Here is a 16621-nt window from a genome sequence, read left to right on the forward strand (position 1 = left end):
ATAGTGTTTGTAACATTTAAGTTACTTTATTGGAATTAACGTTGACATATTGTCATTCAGTTTTCAATGTTCATTTAGAATGTAATCTATTACATCATATCAACTTTCAATGATGAAAGTCAATAACTAATTTCGATTACTTTTACTATTTTAAATCGTTTTTTTAATTTGTGCAATGGTAAGTTTTACACTAAATTTACATTTTTTAAAATGTGTTAACATTTCTTTAAAACGACTTTTATATCATATCAAATGATTTAATTATTGTCAACAAATTATTTAAGGAATCATTTTTTATTTCAAACAATTCATTTAACTTGCTCACAAAGAAATATTCTATCAGAATTTTTATATTTTGCAATAGTAAAAACACTCGAAATTATATTTTTTTCGAGTGTTTTTACACTAATATTTATTTATTGTTTTATTGTTGTAGCGATTACTTTTTGTGCAATTGTTTTGTATATTTTTCCCAAACGATCTTCTTCTTGATAAATAGATGGTGAAAAATCATTAGGATTCCAAGAAGGTTGTTCAAGTGGCAATTCCCCTAACAATTGTGTATTTAATTCATCTGCAAGTTTACGTCCGCCACCCTTACCAAATACATATTCTTTTTTTCCAGTTTCTTTACTTTCGAAATAACTCATATTTTCAATAACACCTAAAATAGAATGCTCTGTATGCTTGGCCATAGCTCCAGCTCTTGCAGCTACAAATGCTGCTGTTGGATGTGGTGTTGTTACTATTATTTCTTTACTGCTTGGTAACATTGAATGAACGTCAAGAGCTACATCACCTGTTCCTGGAGGTAAATCCAGTAATAAGTAGTCTAATTCTCCCCATTTAACTTCAACAAAGAAATTCGTTAACATTTTTCCTAGCATAGGACCACGCCAAATAACTGGTGCATTTTCTTCTACAAAAAACGCCATTGAAATCACTTTTACACCATGACGTTCTACAGGAATAATTTCTTTCCCCTGAACTCCAGGTTTCTCATCTATACCCATCATATCTGGCACACTAAAACCATAAATATCAGCATCTATAAGTCCTACTCTTTTACCTTCTTTTGCTAATGCTACTGCTAAGTTTACTGCTACAGTTGATTTTCCTACTCCACCTTTACCAGAAGCAATTGCAATAAATTCCACTGGATTATTCTGTGACAACAATCCCTCTATTGTCTTAGGTTTGTCTTTTTCTTTTCCAGTATACTTTTCTACAACTTCAGCAGGTAATTCCTCAAAACGAATGCCTACTGTGTTTGCGCCGTTTTCTTTTAAAGTTTTAACTACTGACATTTGCAAATCAAGTTGTGGTTGTCCACCTAATTGAGCCATAGCTATTTTAACGCTTACGTGTTGAATTTCTTCTTTTATTTTTACTTCTACAATTCCCTTTGTTTCTTTTAAAGGTACATTAATAATTGGATCTTTTAAGTCTCCAACTATTTCTTTTACTTGTTCTACCGTAAACAACTCGTTATCCCCCTTATGTTTCTTGATATTTATATTTTAACAAATTTACTTAAAATCTGTGATGAATTCATCAAGATTTTATAGTTTATCTTTATCTCTTATCATTCAAGTCTTCACTATCTGGATAAAAAATTATTTTACATAAATATAATATTCCAATAATTAATGCAATAACCCAAAATTCAATTTTAATATATACATAATGAATATGAATAATAAAATAAAATAGAATAGTCGTAGTTACATATGAAATCAAATGAAATGTTATTCCATTAAAATATGGATTATTAGGTAATTGTTTTCTAAAGTAATCCATTAAATGCTCAATAGCAAATAGTAAAAAGTATCCCAATACTATATAGCTACCGTAATACACTAAGTTACTAAACAAGTCTTTATTATAAGTAAAGTTTCCTAAATTTAAAAAAATAAGAATTCGACTTAATCCGAATAAACCAAATCCTAAAAAGATTAAAAATATGCCTCCTGATAGGATAAAAATAAAAAGAATAAGAAGAATTGGAAAGATGCCATTAAATTTTTGATTAGAAAATTTCATTTCTCTCTTTCCTCCTCTTTTCATTAATATTTTATAATCCTACTTTATCATTTATCTACATCAACTTAAAAATTATTATTTAGTACTTTCTTCATTATCTTTAAATAAAAATACCCACATTAAAATTAAAATAAGCGCAACAATTGTGATAACAGTTAATATATTATAAAAATTGCCTCCTATTAAACCAAATTGAAGTGCGTATAATGCCCCCATCAATGTAGATCCTATAGATGATCCTAAATTTTTAGTTAATGCATAGAATGACATCATTTTTTTCATGTATTTAGGACTTGTTTCTTCTTGAACAATTACACTGTCTTTAGTATATACAAATCCAAAACTCAACCCTGCAAGAATCACAGCTCCTGCAATAATAAGTGGAATATGAAGTCCAAATACTAAAATTATATTACTTAAAATTAATGATATAAAAGCTCCGATGTATAATTTTTTTCTTGTAAATTTTGATTCTACTTTAGCTAAGTTAAAGTTTAAAGCTAACCACGCAACAGAAAGTGGGAAAATAACTAAACCACTTTGTAATGGAGATAATTTTAAATGATCTTGTAAATAAACAGGTATATATAAGTTATACCCCATTAAACACATTGCTATAAGTAAATCAGTTATAAACACCAATGAAATTGATTTATTAAATTCATTTATTGGTAAAAATGGCATATCTGTTTTGTTTTCATATTTGAATAAAGCGAATAATACAACTATTGCTAGTATTAACGCAATAATATTAAAAATAAAGCCTGTTTTATTTAATAAACCAAACATAAGAAGGCCGATAAATATATAAAATAATGATAATCCTTTTACATCAAAGTGTATATGCTGCACTTCCGCTTCTTCAGGAAAATGAAAAGTTAGAAAAGCTAACACAATAGCTATCAATGCTATTGGTATATTGATATAAAACAACCAATGCCATGTTGCAACTTCCATTATCCCTCCACCTAATAATGGTCCAAGAATACTTGAAATTCCCCAAACACTTCCAACGATACCCATTATTTTATAACGAAGCGGAATTTCAAATGCAAGTTTTGGCACAATTTGAGTCAAAGACATCATGACTCCTGCTCCAAGCCCTTGTATTGCTCTTGAAATAATTAGCATTGTAAATGTGTCACTCATGCCTGACATAAGACTTCCAACACCAAATAATAATAAGCCAACTACTGCTATATATATAATCTTAAATCTTGTTAGAAGTTCACCTACAATAGGATTAGCTACTACCAGTGCTATGAAATAAACAGTAAAGACTAATGGCACTGCTGTACCAGCATTCAAATCTTCACGAATGGTAGGCAATGCTAGTGAAATAATTGAACTTTCAATTGCTGCCATAAACATTGTTAAAACTAACGTCACTACAATACCTATAGATTTTAATTTCATCTTTGTCCTCCTATGTATTTAAAAAATTCATTATATAGAATATCCTCAATTATATTTATAAACAATTTTAGTGTATAGTTTTAAAAAAATAAAAGAACAGAATAGAATTCTTTTTGAATTCATAGTTCTGTTCCTAAATAAACACTTAATGATTTAAGTATAGTTTTATTTCAAAAGTTTATATAGAATCTAAGTTATCATTAATGATGTATCCTTTCAGGTAGGTCTACATAAAATATACAATTCCTATAAAATGAAAGAGTGATGCGATAACGATAAAAATGTGCCATATCATATGAAAATATGGACGATTTTTTTGTGCATAAAACCATGCTCCAATGGTATAAGAAAGACCACCTAATACGATAAATAAAATAAATAACCAAGATGTTCTCATAATAATCACAGGTAAAAATATAATGCCAATCCATCCCATAACTAAGTAAACAATTAAGCTTAATTTTGGATTTACATGAGTTGAGATTGACTTATATAGAATTCCCCATATTGTTATTCCCCATAATAACAAAAAGACAAGCCATCCTAACCAACCTTTAACAACCGTTAGTAAGACTGGTGTATACGTCCCAGCTATTGCTACATATATCATACTGTGGTCAATAATTCTTAATATATACTTATGAGATGTATTATTTTTCATTGAATGATATATAGTAGAGGAAATAAACATCATGAAAATACTAATAACAAATATGGAGACACTAATAGAACTTAGCGTTCCATATTCATTATAACTATGTACTGCTGCATAAGGTAGCAAAAATAAAGTCATTAGTGCAGCCACACCATGTGAAGTTGCATTACCAATTTCTTCACCAAAAGATAGTGGAATGATGTCTTTAAATGATTCAATTACATTATCTTTTGTATACTGCGATGATTTAGACATCTTTTTCCACCATCCTTTAAATTACATTCATCCGTTTTAAATCATCAGTTGCAGTTTCTACACTATCTTTACCTTCTTTATTTTTCAAAGGTGAAAACTCTTCTTTTCTTGGAACTTGTAATGTAATAAAGCTATTCGCATAGCGGAAAATATCAAAGTAAAATAATTCAAATTTTAATGATTTTTTTTCAATCACACCAAAATCATCATCCAGTTGCTTCAATTTTTTAATAGCTAAATGATATGGTAAATCATTATTTACCACTTTTTTTATAAATGATAGCTTAAATGCGTGAATACCAATATTGGCATTATCAAATGTATTGGCTACATCTTCATCAAGTTCTGAATATTCAAGTACAGTATCTTTATTGTCTTTACTGACTAAACGTCCAACACTTTCACCGCTTTTAGGTTGAATCGATTTAGAGGTTATATCTTTGTCATTTACTACTGTAAACCCTGCAAACAATGGATCTAAAACTTTTACTAATACATTGTCAATATTATTTAAGAAAATGAACTTTACGCCATCTTTTTCCATTTTATCTAAATAACCTTCATGCTCTAACGATTTAAATATCCCACCATTACCGTTAGGTGTTTCCATAATATAGCCATTTTCATTAAAGATAAGTCTACCATTTTCACTTAGAGCCACAATGTTGTCTTGTTTAAAAAAGTGAATACGTTCTGGGTTATAACCAAAATAATCATGATTTTCGAAATAACGTATTGTTTCATCATGATTAATATCACTAGTCATAATATACCAATTAATACAATGTCCCGTTTCATTTTTTAGATGTAATAGTTGTCTTGCTTGAAGTTCAAATAGGCTTACACCTTCAATTTCAAAAGAACCTTTTGGTCCTTTATAACCTAAACGCGTACCTTGCCCACCAGCCATGAGAACAACAGCAAATTCTCCATTTCTAATGGCTTCTATTCCTTTATATTCATAGTATTCACGATCTTGCTCAGTGAATACTTCCTTAATTTTATAATCAACTTCAGAAACTGAAGTAACATCTGTAATTGTTTTACGATTGACATACAAACTTTGATAAAGTTTTTGAATAAATTCTAAATCTAATGAGTTCACTTTTTCGTCTAATTGCTCTTTTTCATTACTACTCATCATTTTCTCATATTCAACTAAATGTTCTTGATTGTATTTTTCTAATTTACTTTGATCTAGCATTAATAACTCTCCTTATTGATAGTTCGTGTCATTCAAATACATTTATCATATTATTTATAAATTTAATATTAAGACAAGAAAGATGACCCATCATATTCAATTGATATCATCCAGATAATGAATGAATTACATATTTTAAAATTTCATTTATAAAATCTTGAAAGATTATGTATATTGCTCCAATACTAAAAGCTGTTGATAAGGAAGCATCTAAAAAACCACCAGTTTTGAAAGTAAAAGGAAACTTAATCGTTAAAGGTATTGGATAAAGTAACTTTACCCCTCTAGGTGTCAACATATCTAGTATAACATGAGAAGCCATTGCACCGATAATAGTAACTAAATAATAAGTCGGAGTTTGAATTAAAATAAGTAAAAAACCTATCATACCTAAGAACAACAATGAGTGCGTAAATGTTCGATGTCCAAATATAGCACCAATGAACAAACTAAGAATTTTAAATTGTCTGCCAATCTTACTTCGCGTATGACAAATATCTGGAAGTAAACTTCCTGCTATTGCTAAACAAATTACTGTTACAGTAGAAAATAGATCTGTATGATAATGGTCAACTGTTATTGCTCCTACAAGCAAACCAGCAGCTACATGCGTTTTTCCTGTCATTTATCTTCTCCTTTATTAAAAATATATTAACATAAACAGCCTTAAAATACGAACATATCTTCGGGTATATCGCTATTATTCTTTTATTTTACTTATTTATTACATGTATTATATTTGATATATCTTTGGATTTGTTTATTATTAAAATAAACACGTAAGGAGGTCTGACTATGTTTGTTGTCACCAATCGTATTACTGTAAAAAAAGGATTTGCCGAAAAAATGGCACCACGTTTCACTAAAGGTGGTAAGATTGAAAATTTAGAAGGGTTCAGAAAAATTGAAGTTTGGCAAATTGATAATACTAACGACACTGAAGATATGTATGTTAATACTTGGTGGGACAATGAAGAAAACTTCAATGCTTGGACCAAAAGTGATGCTTTTAAAGAAGCACATAAAAATACTGGAAAATCCTCTTCAGAGAATTCACCAGTAATAACAAGTAAAATTGTTAAAGCAAATGTATTATCAACTTTAGATTAGAAAAAAGAAGCAGGAAGTGAGACTGATTTTATCGTCTCACTCTCTGCTTTTTTCTTTTTATAATAATAAATGAGCCATTAATGCAATAATTGGTAATGTGATTGCCGTTCTGATTAAAAATATCATAAATAACTTTCCAATACTGACTGGGATTTTAGAACCTAAAATAACTCCACCCACTTCAGACAGATAAATTAATTGAGATATACTTAAAGCGCCGATAACAAATCGTGTCATTTCATTGTGTACAGTCGCTATTAATATAGAAGGTAAAAACATATCTGCGAAACCAATAAGTAAAGTTTCTGACGCTTTTGCAGCTTCAGGAATTTGAAGTAACTGTAATATAGGGATAAATGGTTTTCCTATGATTTCAAATATTGGCGTATAATTTGCTACCATCGTAGCAAGAGTCCCTATACTCATTACTACTGGTAAAATAACAAACCACATATCGATCACTGTTTTAATTCCTGTTTTGAAAAATTCTTTAACTCCCGGAGCTTTTAAGCCTACAATTGTAGCTTCATCAAAACCATGAGATAATGCGGTTTTCCCTTCTGGAAGTTTTTCAAATCTTGTATTTTCAGATACTTCTTTCGTAAAATCATCAGGAATTTGATTTAGTGGCCATATTCTTGGCATAATCATCGCCGCCACTAAGCAAGAAACAATCACTGTTAAATAAAATATAAAGAATTTATGTTGTAAGCCGATGGTTTGGGCAATAACAATAGCAAATGTAATAGATACAACACTAAATGTTGTAGAAATTACAATTGATTCTCTTTTTGAATAGATGCCTCTTTCATATTGACGACTTGTAATAAGTACGCCTACTGTTCCATCACCTATAAATGAAGCTAAATTATCCACTGCTGATCGTCCTGGTAAAGTAAATAATGGTCTCATAACCGGTCTAAACAATGGTCCTAAAAATTCTAACAAACCGTATTCCATTAACATGGGTAAAAATAAAGAAGCAAAAAGAAATACAGCAACTAATGTTGGTAATAAATCATTAAATACTAATCCACCCGTATCTTCTGAATATATCACTTTACTCCCTAATTTAAGATAAGTCATCCAAACAAATACAACTGCAAGTACTCTTAGTATTGTCCAAACTGGTCCAACTTGAAATGCATTCGCAATAAGACCATCTGGCTTTACCTTATTCTTTAAAATCGTTGAAAATAAAATAGTCAATATAGCTGATACTGTAATGATTGTAATGATGAGAATTGGCATAGCATGCCCTAATAAATCTTTTAACCAACTTGCCAAAAAAGCTACTGGTAATGTCGTTTGTTTCTTCCCATCTTGTACAATTGGAATGGGTATTAAAAATAAAATAATACCTATAATTGACATTGATATAAATTTTATTCTTCCTTTTGTTTTCTCCTGTTTGGTATAGCTTTCCAACATTCACCCTTCTTTCTATTTATATAGGTACTTGTATTTATTCATTAATTTTGTATTTTCAGCAAAATTAACATCTATATTTTATATAAATATAACTTTATATGTATTTTTATAAACAATATGTACATTACTATATCTTATTTCCAAATAATATGCAATATATATAAATTTAAAATTTCACATAAAAAAAGTGAGATAACATTCGTTATGAACTCTATCTCACTCTTTTAATATTTAAATTCTTCTAAGTAACAATAAAAAATATGGAACACCAACGATAGCAATAACTACACCTACTGGTATATCAATGGGCGGGTGTATACCTCTCGCTATACCATCACTAATTAAAATAAGTATTGCTCCAATTAAACCAGACATCATCACTACGTGGATGTGACGATGTCCTACTATTTTCCGAGCGATATGTGGAGCAATTAATCCAAGAAAACTAATCCCTCCAACTATTGAAATAGATGCTCCTGCTAACATTACTGATAAAATTAACAATATCATTTTAATTTGTTTTATTCTGGTTCCTAATGCTATTGCTAATGAATCTCCTAAATTTAATATATCTAGTTGATGACTCAAAGCGATAACAATTGGAATTGTGATTACAAACCAAGGTAAAATTGAATATACATTTTCAATCGTATGACCATAGAGACTACCTGTTAACCATATAAGTGCATTATTTGCATCCATAGGATTTCGTATTAGTAAAAATTGTACAATTGCCGTGCATATAGCGCCAATGGCTAAGCCAATTAATGCTAACGTAGATCCTTTAATATTAAATTGAGATATCAAAAAAGATAAAATTAAACTGATTATTAATGCACCAATAAATGAACCAATAGGTAAAATAATTAAAGGCGCATTAGGAAAAACCATAATAATAATAATTGCTGCTAAACTCGCACCTTTAGTAATTCCAATAACATCTGGAGAAGCAAGAGGATTTTTTACTATCCCTTGTATGATAGTTCCAGAAATAGCCAAGCTACTTCCTACTATTAATCCTAAAAGTGTTCTAGGTATACGATATTCATTTAGAATAAAATTATCATGTGTAAATAAACTATTTAATACTTTAAAGGGATTGTACATTGTCGCGCCAATACATAAGCTAATAAATATACTTATTATTAGGATAGTAACAATAAGTATGTAACGAATACCCAGTGATTGATGTTTCATATTCGTCTCACTCCCCTTAAAGTAATAAATAAGAAATAAAAAGCTCCTATAAATGATGTAACAATTCCAACTGGTGATTCATAAGGATAGGTAATTAAGCGACTCAATGTATCAGATATTAACAATAAATTTGCACCAACTATGAATGTTAAAGGAATTAAAATAAAGTAATTATGAGATGCATAACGTTTTACAATATGTGGCACGATTAATCCTATAAATCCAATAGGACCTACAATAGAAACAGATGTTCCAGCAAATATAATAACAAGTAATCCGATAATTATTCTTATAACTTCAGTTCTTTGTCCTAAACTTTTGGCAAGTGTATCACCTAATTCCATTATTGTAAGTTGTCTAGCGAATGCAATCAATATGATAAGTCCTACAATAATCCAAGGAAAAATGATCATTGCATCCTTCCATTTCACTCCATTTAAAGAGCCGACTAACCAAAACATAACAGTTGAATTAGAATCTTCATTAAGTAAAATAATACCTTGTGTAAGACTGCTAAAAAATAAATGTACTGCCATTCCTGCTAAAGCTAATTTCACTGGTGTTATTTTTTTCGTAGAACCAGATAGTAAATACACAGTTAATCCACCAATAAATGCGCCTATAAATGCTAAATAAGTCGCATAGTTTCCCATAGTGGGTATTAATACGGTTACTAATATAATAATAAATGAAGCACCGGCATTCACCCCGAATATCTGCGGAGATGCTAATGGATTTCTAGTTATAGATTGCATTAGTAAACCCGCTAGAGCTAAGCCTCCTCCAACAAGTAATCCAACAATCATCCTTGGCATTCTAATATTTTGAATTATAAAAGTTTGCTTGTTTTCAATTGAAGTAAAAAAGTAATGATAAATATCTTTAGACTGAATATTTGAAGTTCCAACCGCTAAATTAAGATAAGCAAAAATAAAAAGAAGGCAAACACTCACTGTAAAAGTGAGTGTCATACGCTTCTTGATTGATCCTCTATTAGCAGAAAGACGATTACTTTTTTGTATGGTCATTGTCAATCCACCCTATTTATTTTTATCTTTTTTTGAAATTTCTACGATTTCTTTAGCCATTTCTTCCGAAGAAATTAAACCACGTGCACGTGCCCATGTATCACGATCAACCACATCTACTTTATGATTTTTAACTGCATCAAGTTTGTTCCAAATAGGATCTTTTTTCAATTCTTGATAAGAAGGTTCATTAGGACTTGCACCATTTGTCATAATAAATACACGTTCTGGATTGATTTCAGATAGTGTTTCTGAGTTGAGTTGTAAATAAGGACCTTGTAAATATTTACTTAATCCTTTCGTTACATCTTTATTCAATGCTTCTTTAAAACCTAATTCTCCTAATAACTGTCCTACATAAGAATCACTCGGATGCGCTAGCAATCCAGATTTAGAAGCTACAGCTGGAAGTACTTTTTCATTTTTATCAAATTGAATTTCTTGTTTATATTTAGCTATTTTTTTCGTATGTTCGTCTAAACGTTTGTCGCCTTGTTTCTCTTTATTTAAAGATTTAGCTATAACTTTAAATGCCTCAATATTTTCATTATAATCGCCATCGAAACTCTTTAATTCTATTGTCGGAGCAATTTTACTTAATTCTTTATAAATTCCTTTATGTCGATTGCTGTCGGCAACTATTAAATCAGGTTTCAACTTACTGATTTCTTCTAAATTAGGTTGTTTTCGTGTACCAACAGATGTATAATCGCCAATTTTATCTCTTAAAGGTTTAATCATTCTATTCTTTTTATTATCGTCTGCTATACCTACAGGTTTAACATCCAAAGCTGCTAATGCATCAACAAACGAGAATTCCAAAGCTACTACTCTCTTAGTATCTTTTGGTACCTTAGTTGTACCTAAATCGTGCTTAATTTCAATAGTATCTTTAGAGGATGATGTGTGATTAGATGATTTTGAACCATTGTCACTCACCTTTCCGCATGCAGTTGCTAATACTAAAGTCAATAATAATGAAATGATTCCAAAAATTTTTGTTATTTTCATGATGACACTCCTTAATATGTATTGATGTATATTTTCATTTTATTGATAACAATTATCATTGTCAATAAAATAAAAAATAGGAATTGCACAGAATTCATTTTGAATTCGTTGTCCCCTCCCGCAAACGTTGACAGCTAACGCATAAAAAAATCTGAGACACTATTGATGTCTCAGATTCTATATAATGAGTTATATATTGTTGGTATGTTTTGATTGATTCAAATTATTAATAAGCTGAGAAATTGCCTGTTCTTCACTATAATGTTTTTCCATTCTCTGATGATACATTAATTGTGATAGCGCCTCATATTCTAATGAAAATGGTATGCAATCTCCTACCTTATAGTTACTTTCTTGATTTAAATCTATCATCAAGTGATCACTTGAAGCACCAATAATTTTAATTCGATGATTGAGTGGTTTTATTTTTTCAATCACAGTATCAATATATCCTACATCTACAATAGCTTGTAAGTAACTTTCTTTCATCTTTGTATATCTAGGTTTAATTTCAATAATTTCCGCTTCAAGTAAAATTGCGTTTTGAAATAATTCAGGTATATTTTGGTTAGTAGTTGTATCTACTCCACGAAATAGTGTTTCGCCAACTCTCAACTCATTAATACATCCTAAATCATTTTGTTTTAACAATGGAAGCATACTTGAATTACCTCCAGAAATAACTTGAAATGATACTCCTGTGTCATATTGTGCTCGGCGAACAAATTTATTGATTTCTTCGACATCATTTAATGTTGGAGCTTTAGACTTAAAACACATGAAATTAAATGCAAGGCCTAAAAGTGTTATATTATTCATTAATTTAATTTCATTAACATAATCAACAATATGATAAAGTAACACACCTTCACGTTGATCTTTCCAATCGACCATCAATATGATTTGATGTTTGATATTCATTTTATTTGCAATATGATTTAATTGGCGTATTGTAACTATTTCTGTTTGAATACTTACGTAACTCTCTTTAATTAAATCCTCATACTGACGCTTTAAAGGAGCTCTCAAAAGTAAAAAACGACAATTTTTTTTAAATTGCTCAGGTATATTTTCTTGTCGAGATTCTGCAAAGTAATTAAATCCTACTTTCATTAATCGTTTAATGATATGTTCATCTCCAGCAATACTTTTTATCACAGGTATAATTGCTATATTTTTGCTGTCAAACAATGTTTTTAATACATGAGCATTATATTCTATTTTGGATAAATTGATTACAATACGTGACACTTAATTCATCTCTCTTTTTATTGGATTATCTAAGCTAATATTCAGATATTTTTTCACTTTATTTTTCATTCTCATTTTTAACAATGCTTTTACTGTAATCGTAGGTCCAAATAAAATCTTTTTTAATATATCCGCATGAGGCTTACTATCATTAATAGCTAATTCTATTTCTTCTTGAATTATATTAAATAGTTCTTCTTCCTTTACAAACTCATATTTTTTAAAATGAAAAATGAGTTCTGCTAGTTGATTTTGAACGACTGCATGTTGAAATTTCATAATAACTTCTTCAATTGAATCTGCGAGTAAACTTTTATTTTTTACTTCTATATGCTTTAATTGTCGACTTAGCGTCTTAATATCTATTCGAGAGCCACCGAGATCTCGCACTATAAATTGAATTTGATGCTTAGGCCCTAACTGCACTAGTGTATTTTGCATATGTGCTTCTAAAGCTATACCATAATCTTGTATTAATGCTAATAAAGGCGTTACAAGCTGACGAGTATAATTTCGCATAAACGTATATATACTATGCTGATTTATTTCATCACAAATCCATTTAAGATAACTGTCTATTGTGATTTCATTATCTACTACATTTCTATTTACTAATGCGCCTGTAACTAATAAGATACCATGATTCTCTGCAAAAGGTTTTTCGCGAATAATACAAGCAAGTTGTCTAGCATCATCATTGTCCGTTATAGCAAATAAACCATATGGTTCAAGTGCAACATCTAATTGTCTATACTGATTTAATTCACGATGTAACGCTTGACTTAATTTAGGTCCATCTATTGTAGTTTCTGGAGATACTGTCCTAACTGCACTAGTGGCTTGCACATTTACTGGTAATTTCACATGATAAGGTCGATTAATTAGTGACATTGTTCTAAAAGAAGATGTAGCTTTAGATGGAACATGGAATGGTGTAGTTATCAGAATGTGACAATGTAACCACTTCCTAAATCTATTAAGGATAATATGTTCATACTGCCATGGATGCACTAAAATAACACTATAATCTTCAAGTAAACGCTCTCTATCATCCATGAATGTTTGCAATTGGTCTCGATATTCAGGAATAACCTCACTTAAAATGAACTGTGAATAATCAAAAATCGTTGTAATATTTACATAATCGTTATGTATTAGCATCACTTTCAAATTAATATTTTTTTCAAATTCAGGCGAATAGGCTTTCACTTCTTCCATTGATAAAGGTAATTTTGTTTTAGTAAGCGGATGTGTGGGATGTCCTTCAAACATTAAGCTTTCAGAATATTGTACGTCATCTATATCACTATCTTTTTTCAACTTTGTTAACCAAGTAAAAAAATTCAAATGCTCTGACACATTAATATATTTATCATGTTTTTGGAGATATTTATGTCGTATATCATACTCTTTATAAACTTCAACAAAACTATCTCTGCTATGAATAAGTTCATTTTTCAAACGTAACGGTATATCTATATGAAAGTCTATCTCTAGTATGTCCATTAATTTTTCTAGACTATCCACTGATTCTTTAGTTTGCTGATTAATATAAAATATTGGTCCATCGAATTCATATCTAGATAATGCGCTTTCGTATTTATAGTAGACATTTAAAAACACTTGTCCATATTCAATCGTTATATAATGATTCTCTTTAGAAATGATGGTTGAATGAATCCAAATATTTTCTTTTATTAGCGCATTTATTAATCTAAATCGCATATTTCTATTTGCATGCTTCCACTCGTTTAGCATTTTTAAATCCTCCGCCATATCATTCATTTTCATTACTGAATTTAACTAGTTTAATAATTATAAATTTAATTAAGGTTACTAGCAATGACATAAACTTAGTATTTATTAAAATATTATGTTTCAAATTTAAATTATCTTTTAAAAAGGTCTAATTTTAGAGTTGGATATTATACAAACTATTTATAATTCTGTAAAATGTGGATGAGGTGTCATATGAATAAAAATATAACCATTAATAATCATAATTTACAGCTTACTAATGAGGAATATAATGTTTATACATATTTAAATGAATTTTATCCTAATTTGATCGATGATTTTAGACAATATATTTTAATAGGTAGAGATAAAATTTCACAACGTCTTATTACATCTTTATATCGTGAAAACTTAGTACACGCAAAAAAGAACAGTCAAATTATTAAATCTACCAATTTAGCCGTGCCTATGTTTTCTAAAGATAAAGACGTATTATGTATTCATTTTCCAAAATCAAACGTTGATATTTACAGTCAAATAAAAGGTAGTCATGCTTTCAACCGGATAGATGTCGAAGGGCCATTTTATATCTTAAAACATCATAATCACGAATATGAAAGAATCCAACATCCGAATGACATTCTAGATTTAATTTTAGCTGAAGATCCAAAACTTGATAGTGCCGCTAGTGAACAATTTAGAGATGATTTAAACAATAGTGCTACTAATATGATTCTCGCACTCAGTTATCAAGCTAATTATATGCAATTAAACCATGAATCGCTATGGGAGTTGATTGCAAATAGTGAAGATAGTTATTTACGTTCAGAACAATCAGTTATAGAAGGTCATCCCCTTCATCCAGGCGCAAAGCTTCGTAAAGGAATGAGCGCCGAGGACAATATTCACTATAGTTCAGAATATGGTCGAGAAATTCAATTAAAATGTGTATTAATACATAGTAGTATAGCAAATGTTCAATCCTTATTCTCAAACTATAATGATACGATTCAACAAGCATTCCATAAATTATTTAATCATCCTTTAAATGAAAATAATGATATAGCAATTGAAGATTATCATTTAATGATTGTCCATCCTTGGCAATTCGAACATATTTTACTTAGTCAGTATCAACAAGAACTAGATGAACAACTTATTATTCCTATTGATATGACCTTACCTTATTATGCTGGTTTATCATTCAGAACATTAATGCCAAAATATCCTAAACTATTTCCGCATATTAAACTTTCTACAAATGTTCATATTACTGGAGAAATACGGACGCTTTCTGAACAAACAACGCATAATGGACCTTTAGTTACTAAAATTGTGAACGATATTTTAAAAAGCGACATTGATTTTCAACCTTATCGTATAGAAACATTAGATGAAATTGCTGGCATTCATTTTTATAATTCTAAAGATCCTTCAGCAATTCAAACTGAACGTAGTGAACAACTTGGAACATTATTTAGAGAAAATATTTATACATTAATCGAAGAAGATACAATACCTGTCATATCTTCTAGTCTTGTTACTTATTATCCAAACAATACTGAACCTCCTATTGAAAGTTTAATACAACGATATCAACATACTCACCAATTTAAGACGTTTGAAAAAGCGACTTATACATGGATTCAAGATTATGCGACTCAATTATTAGGAATAGTTATTCCACTATATGTAAAGTATGGGATAGCTCTAGAGGCACATTTACAAAATTCCATTGCTACATTTAATCAAGATGGGAGTTTAAGTAAAATTTATATTCGAGATTTCGAAGGATTACGTATTGATGAAACTCAATTGAATCATATGGGGTATAAAACATCACACTTCCATAAGAAATCTAGAATTCTTACCCACTCAACAACATCTGTTTTTAATAAAGTATTCTATTCAACTGTTCAAAACCATCTAGCTGAATTAATATTAACAATGGCTAAAAAAATAGAAAATGCGGATTTCGAAAAAGTAATGTGGAATGATATTAGTCATATTATTCAAAATATATTAGCTAAGTTGACTGACGTTGATGAAGTACGTTTGCAAAATATTACTAAAATTTTATTTGCTGCATCAATTGATTACAAGTGTGTAACCACTATGCGCTTAGAAGATGAAACACATGACTATACTTATATTAAAGTTGATAATCCACTTCATCATATTAAATAAAAAAAGACCTTGGAATATTCTGGACTGACCCCAATTAGTGGGAATGATATAAAAACACTTTCGTTGAATTCATATTAAAATGAATCATGCGGAGGT

Annotated in this window: 14 protein-coding genes; 2 read left to right on the forward strand and 12 right to left on the reverse strand. The window is 29.6% G+C overall.

Annotation, left to right across the window (positions count from 1 at the left end):
• Positions 1-416: 416 nt before the first annotated feature.
• The 6 genes from AC2FB1_RS10270 to AC2FB1_RS10295 form a co-directional block, all read right to left on the reverse strand.
• Positions 417-1484 carry an Mrp/NBP35 family ATP-binding protein gene (locus AC2FB1_RS10270; RefSeq protein WP_490675141.1) on the reverse strand — a complete coding sequence of 356 codons (1068 nt, stop codon included), beginning with the start codon at positions 1482-1484 and terminating at the stop codon, positions 417-419.
• A 91-nt stretch (positions 1485-1575) separates the two neighbouring features.
• Positions 1576-2043, reverse strand: coding sequence for a SepA family multidrug efflux transporter (locus AC2FB1_RS10275; RefSeq protein ID WP_490675142.1), 468 nt, complete (start codon positions 2041-2043; stop codon positions 1576-1578).
• A 75-nt stretch (positions 2044-2118) separates the two neighbouring features.
• Complete coding sequence (sdrM, locus tag AC2FB1_RS10280; RefSeq protein WP_490675144.1) at positions 2119-3459, reverse strand: multidrug efflux MFS transporter SdrM; 1341 nt, start codon at positions 3457-3459, stop codon at positions 2119-2121.
• A gap of 226 nt (positions 3460-3685) precedes the next feature.
• Positions 3686-4369 (reverse strand): PAQR family membrane homeostasis protein TrhA, encoded by a 684-nt coding sequence (trhA, locus tag AC2FB1_RS10285; RefSeq protein ID WP_490675145.1) that lies wholly within the window; start codon positions 4367-4369, stop codon positions 3686-3688.
• 16 nt (positions 4370-4385) lie between these two features.
• The gene (locus AC2FB1_RS10290) at positions 4386-5573 is read right to left on the reverse strand and encodes a UTP--glucose-1-phosphate uridylyltransferase (RefSeq protein ID WP_490675147.1); all 1188 of its coding nucleotides are present in this window, start codon (positions 5571-5573) and stop codon (positions 4386-4388) included.
• A 106-nt stretch (positions 5574-5679) separates the two neighbouring features.
• The gene (locus AC2FB1_RS10295; RefSeq protein WP_490675148.1) at positions 5680-6198 is read right to left on the reverse strand and encodes a metal-dependent hydrolase; all 519 of its coding nucleotides are present in this window, start codon (positions 6196-6198) and stop codon (positions 5680-5682) included.
• 170 nt (positions 6199-6368) lie between these two features.
• Here AC2FB1_RS10295 and AC2FB1_RS10300 point away from each other — a divergent pair, with 170 nt between their 5' ends.
• Positions 6369-6683: a heme oxygenase gene (locus AC2FB1_RS10300; protein ID WP_490675150.1), complete on the forward strand. Its 315-nt coding sequence runs from the start codon at positions 6369-6371 to the stop codon at positions 6681-6683.
• 57 nt (positions 6684-6740) lie between these two features.
• Here AC2FB1_RS10300 and AC2FB1_RS10305 read toward each other — a convergent pair whose 3' ends face one another.
• The 6 genes from AC2FB1_RS10305 to AC2FB1_RS10330 all read right to left on the reverse strand — a co-directional run bounded on the left by AC2FB1_RS10305 (position 6741) and on the right by AC2FB1_RS10330 (position 14359).
• Complete coding sequence (locus AC2FB1_RS10305; protein ID WP_490675151.1) at positions 6741-8114, reverse strand: YjiH family protein; 1374 nt, start codon at positions 8112-8114, stop codon at positions 6741-6743.
• Between the two features lie 231 nt (positions 8115-8345).
• The gene (locus tag AC2FB1_RS10310; RefSeq protein ID WP_490675152.1) at positions 8346-9311 is read right to left on the reverse strand and encodes a FecCD family ABC transporter permease; all 966 of its coding nucleotides are present in this window, start codon (positions 9309-9311) and stop codon (positions 8346-8348) included.
• On the reverse strand, positions 9308-10339 hold the full coding sequence (locus AC2FB1_RS10315) for a FecCD family ABC transporter permease (protein ID WP_490675153.1): 1032 nt from the start codon (positions 10337-10339) through the stop codon (positions 9308-9310). Before AC2FB1_RS10315 ends, AC2FB1_RS10310 begins: the two co-directional genes overlap by 4 nt.
• Positions 10340-10351: 12 nt before the next feature.
• The gene (locus AC2FB1_RS10320; protein WP_490675154.1) at positions 10352-11350 is read right to left on the reverse strand and encodes an ABC transporter substrate-binding protein; all 999 of its coding nucleotides are present in this window, start codon (positions 11348-11350) and stop codon (positions 10352-10354) included.
• A gap of 189 nt (positions 11351-11539) precedes the next feature.
• The gene (locus tag AC2FB1_RS10325) at positions 11540-12601 is read right to left on the reverse strand and encodes an alanine racemase (protein ID WP_490675156.1); all 1062 of its coding nucleotides are present in this window, start codon (positions 12599-12601) and stop codon (positions 11540-11542) included.
• Entirely contained in the window at positions 12602-14359 is a 1758-nt protein-coding gene (locus AC2FB1_RS10330) for an IucA/IucC family protein (protein WP_490675157.1), read from the reverse strand.
• Between the two features lie 213 nt (positions 14360-14572).
• Here AC2FB1_RS10330 and AC2FB1_RS10335 point away from each other — a divergent pair, with 213 nt between their 5' ends.
• Positions 14573-16525 carry an IucA/IucC family protein gene (locus AC2FB1_RS10335; RefSeq protein WP_490675158.1) on the forward strand — a complete coding sequence of 651 codons (1953 nt, stop codon included), beginning with the start codon at positions 14573-14575 and terminating at the stop codon, positions 16523-16525.
• Positions 16526-16621 lie beyond the last annotated feature (96 nt).

This window comes from Staphylococcus sp. CoH_129_LAB_1, assembly GCF_058191515.1.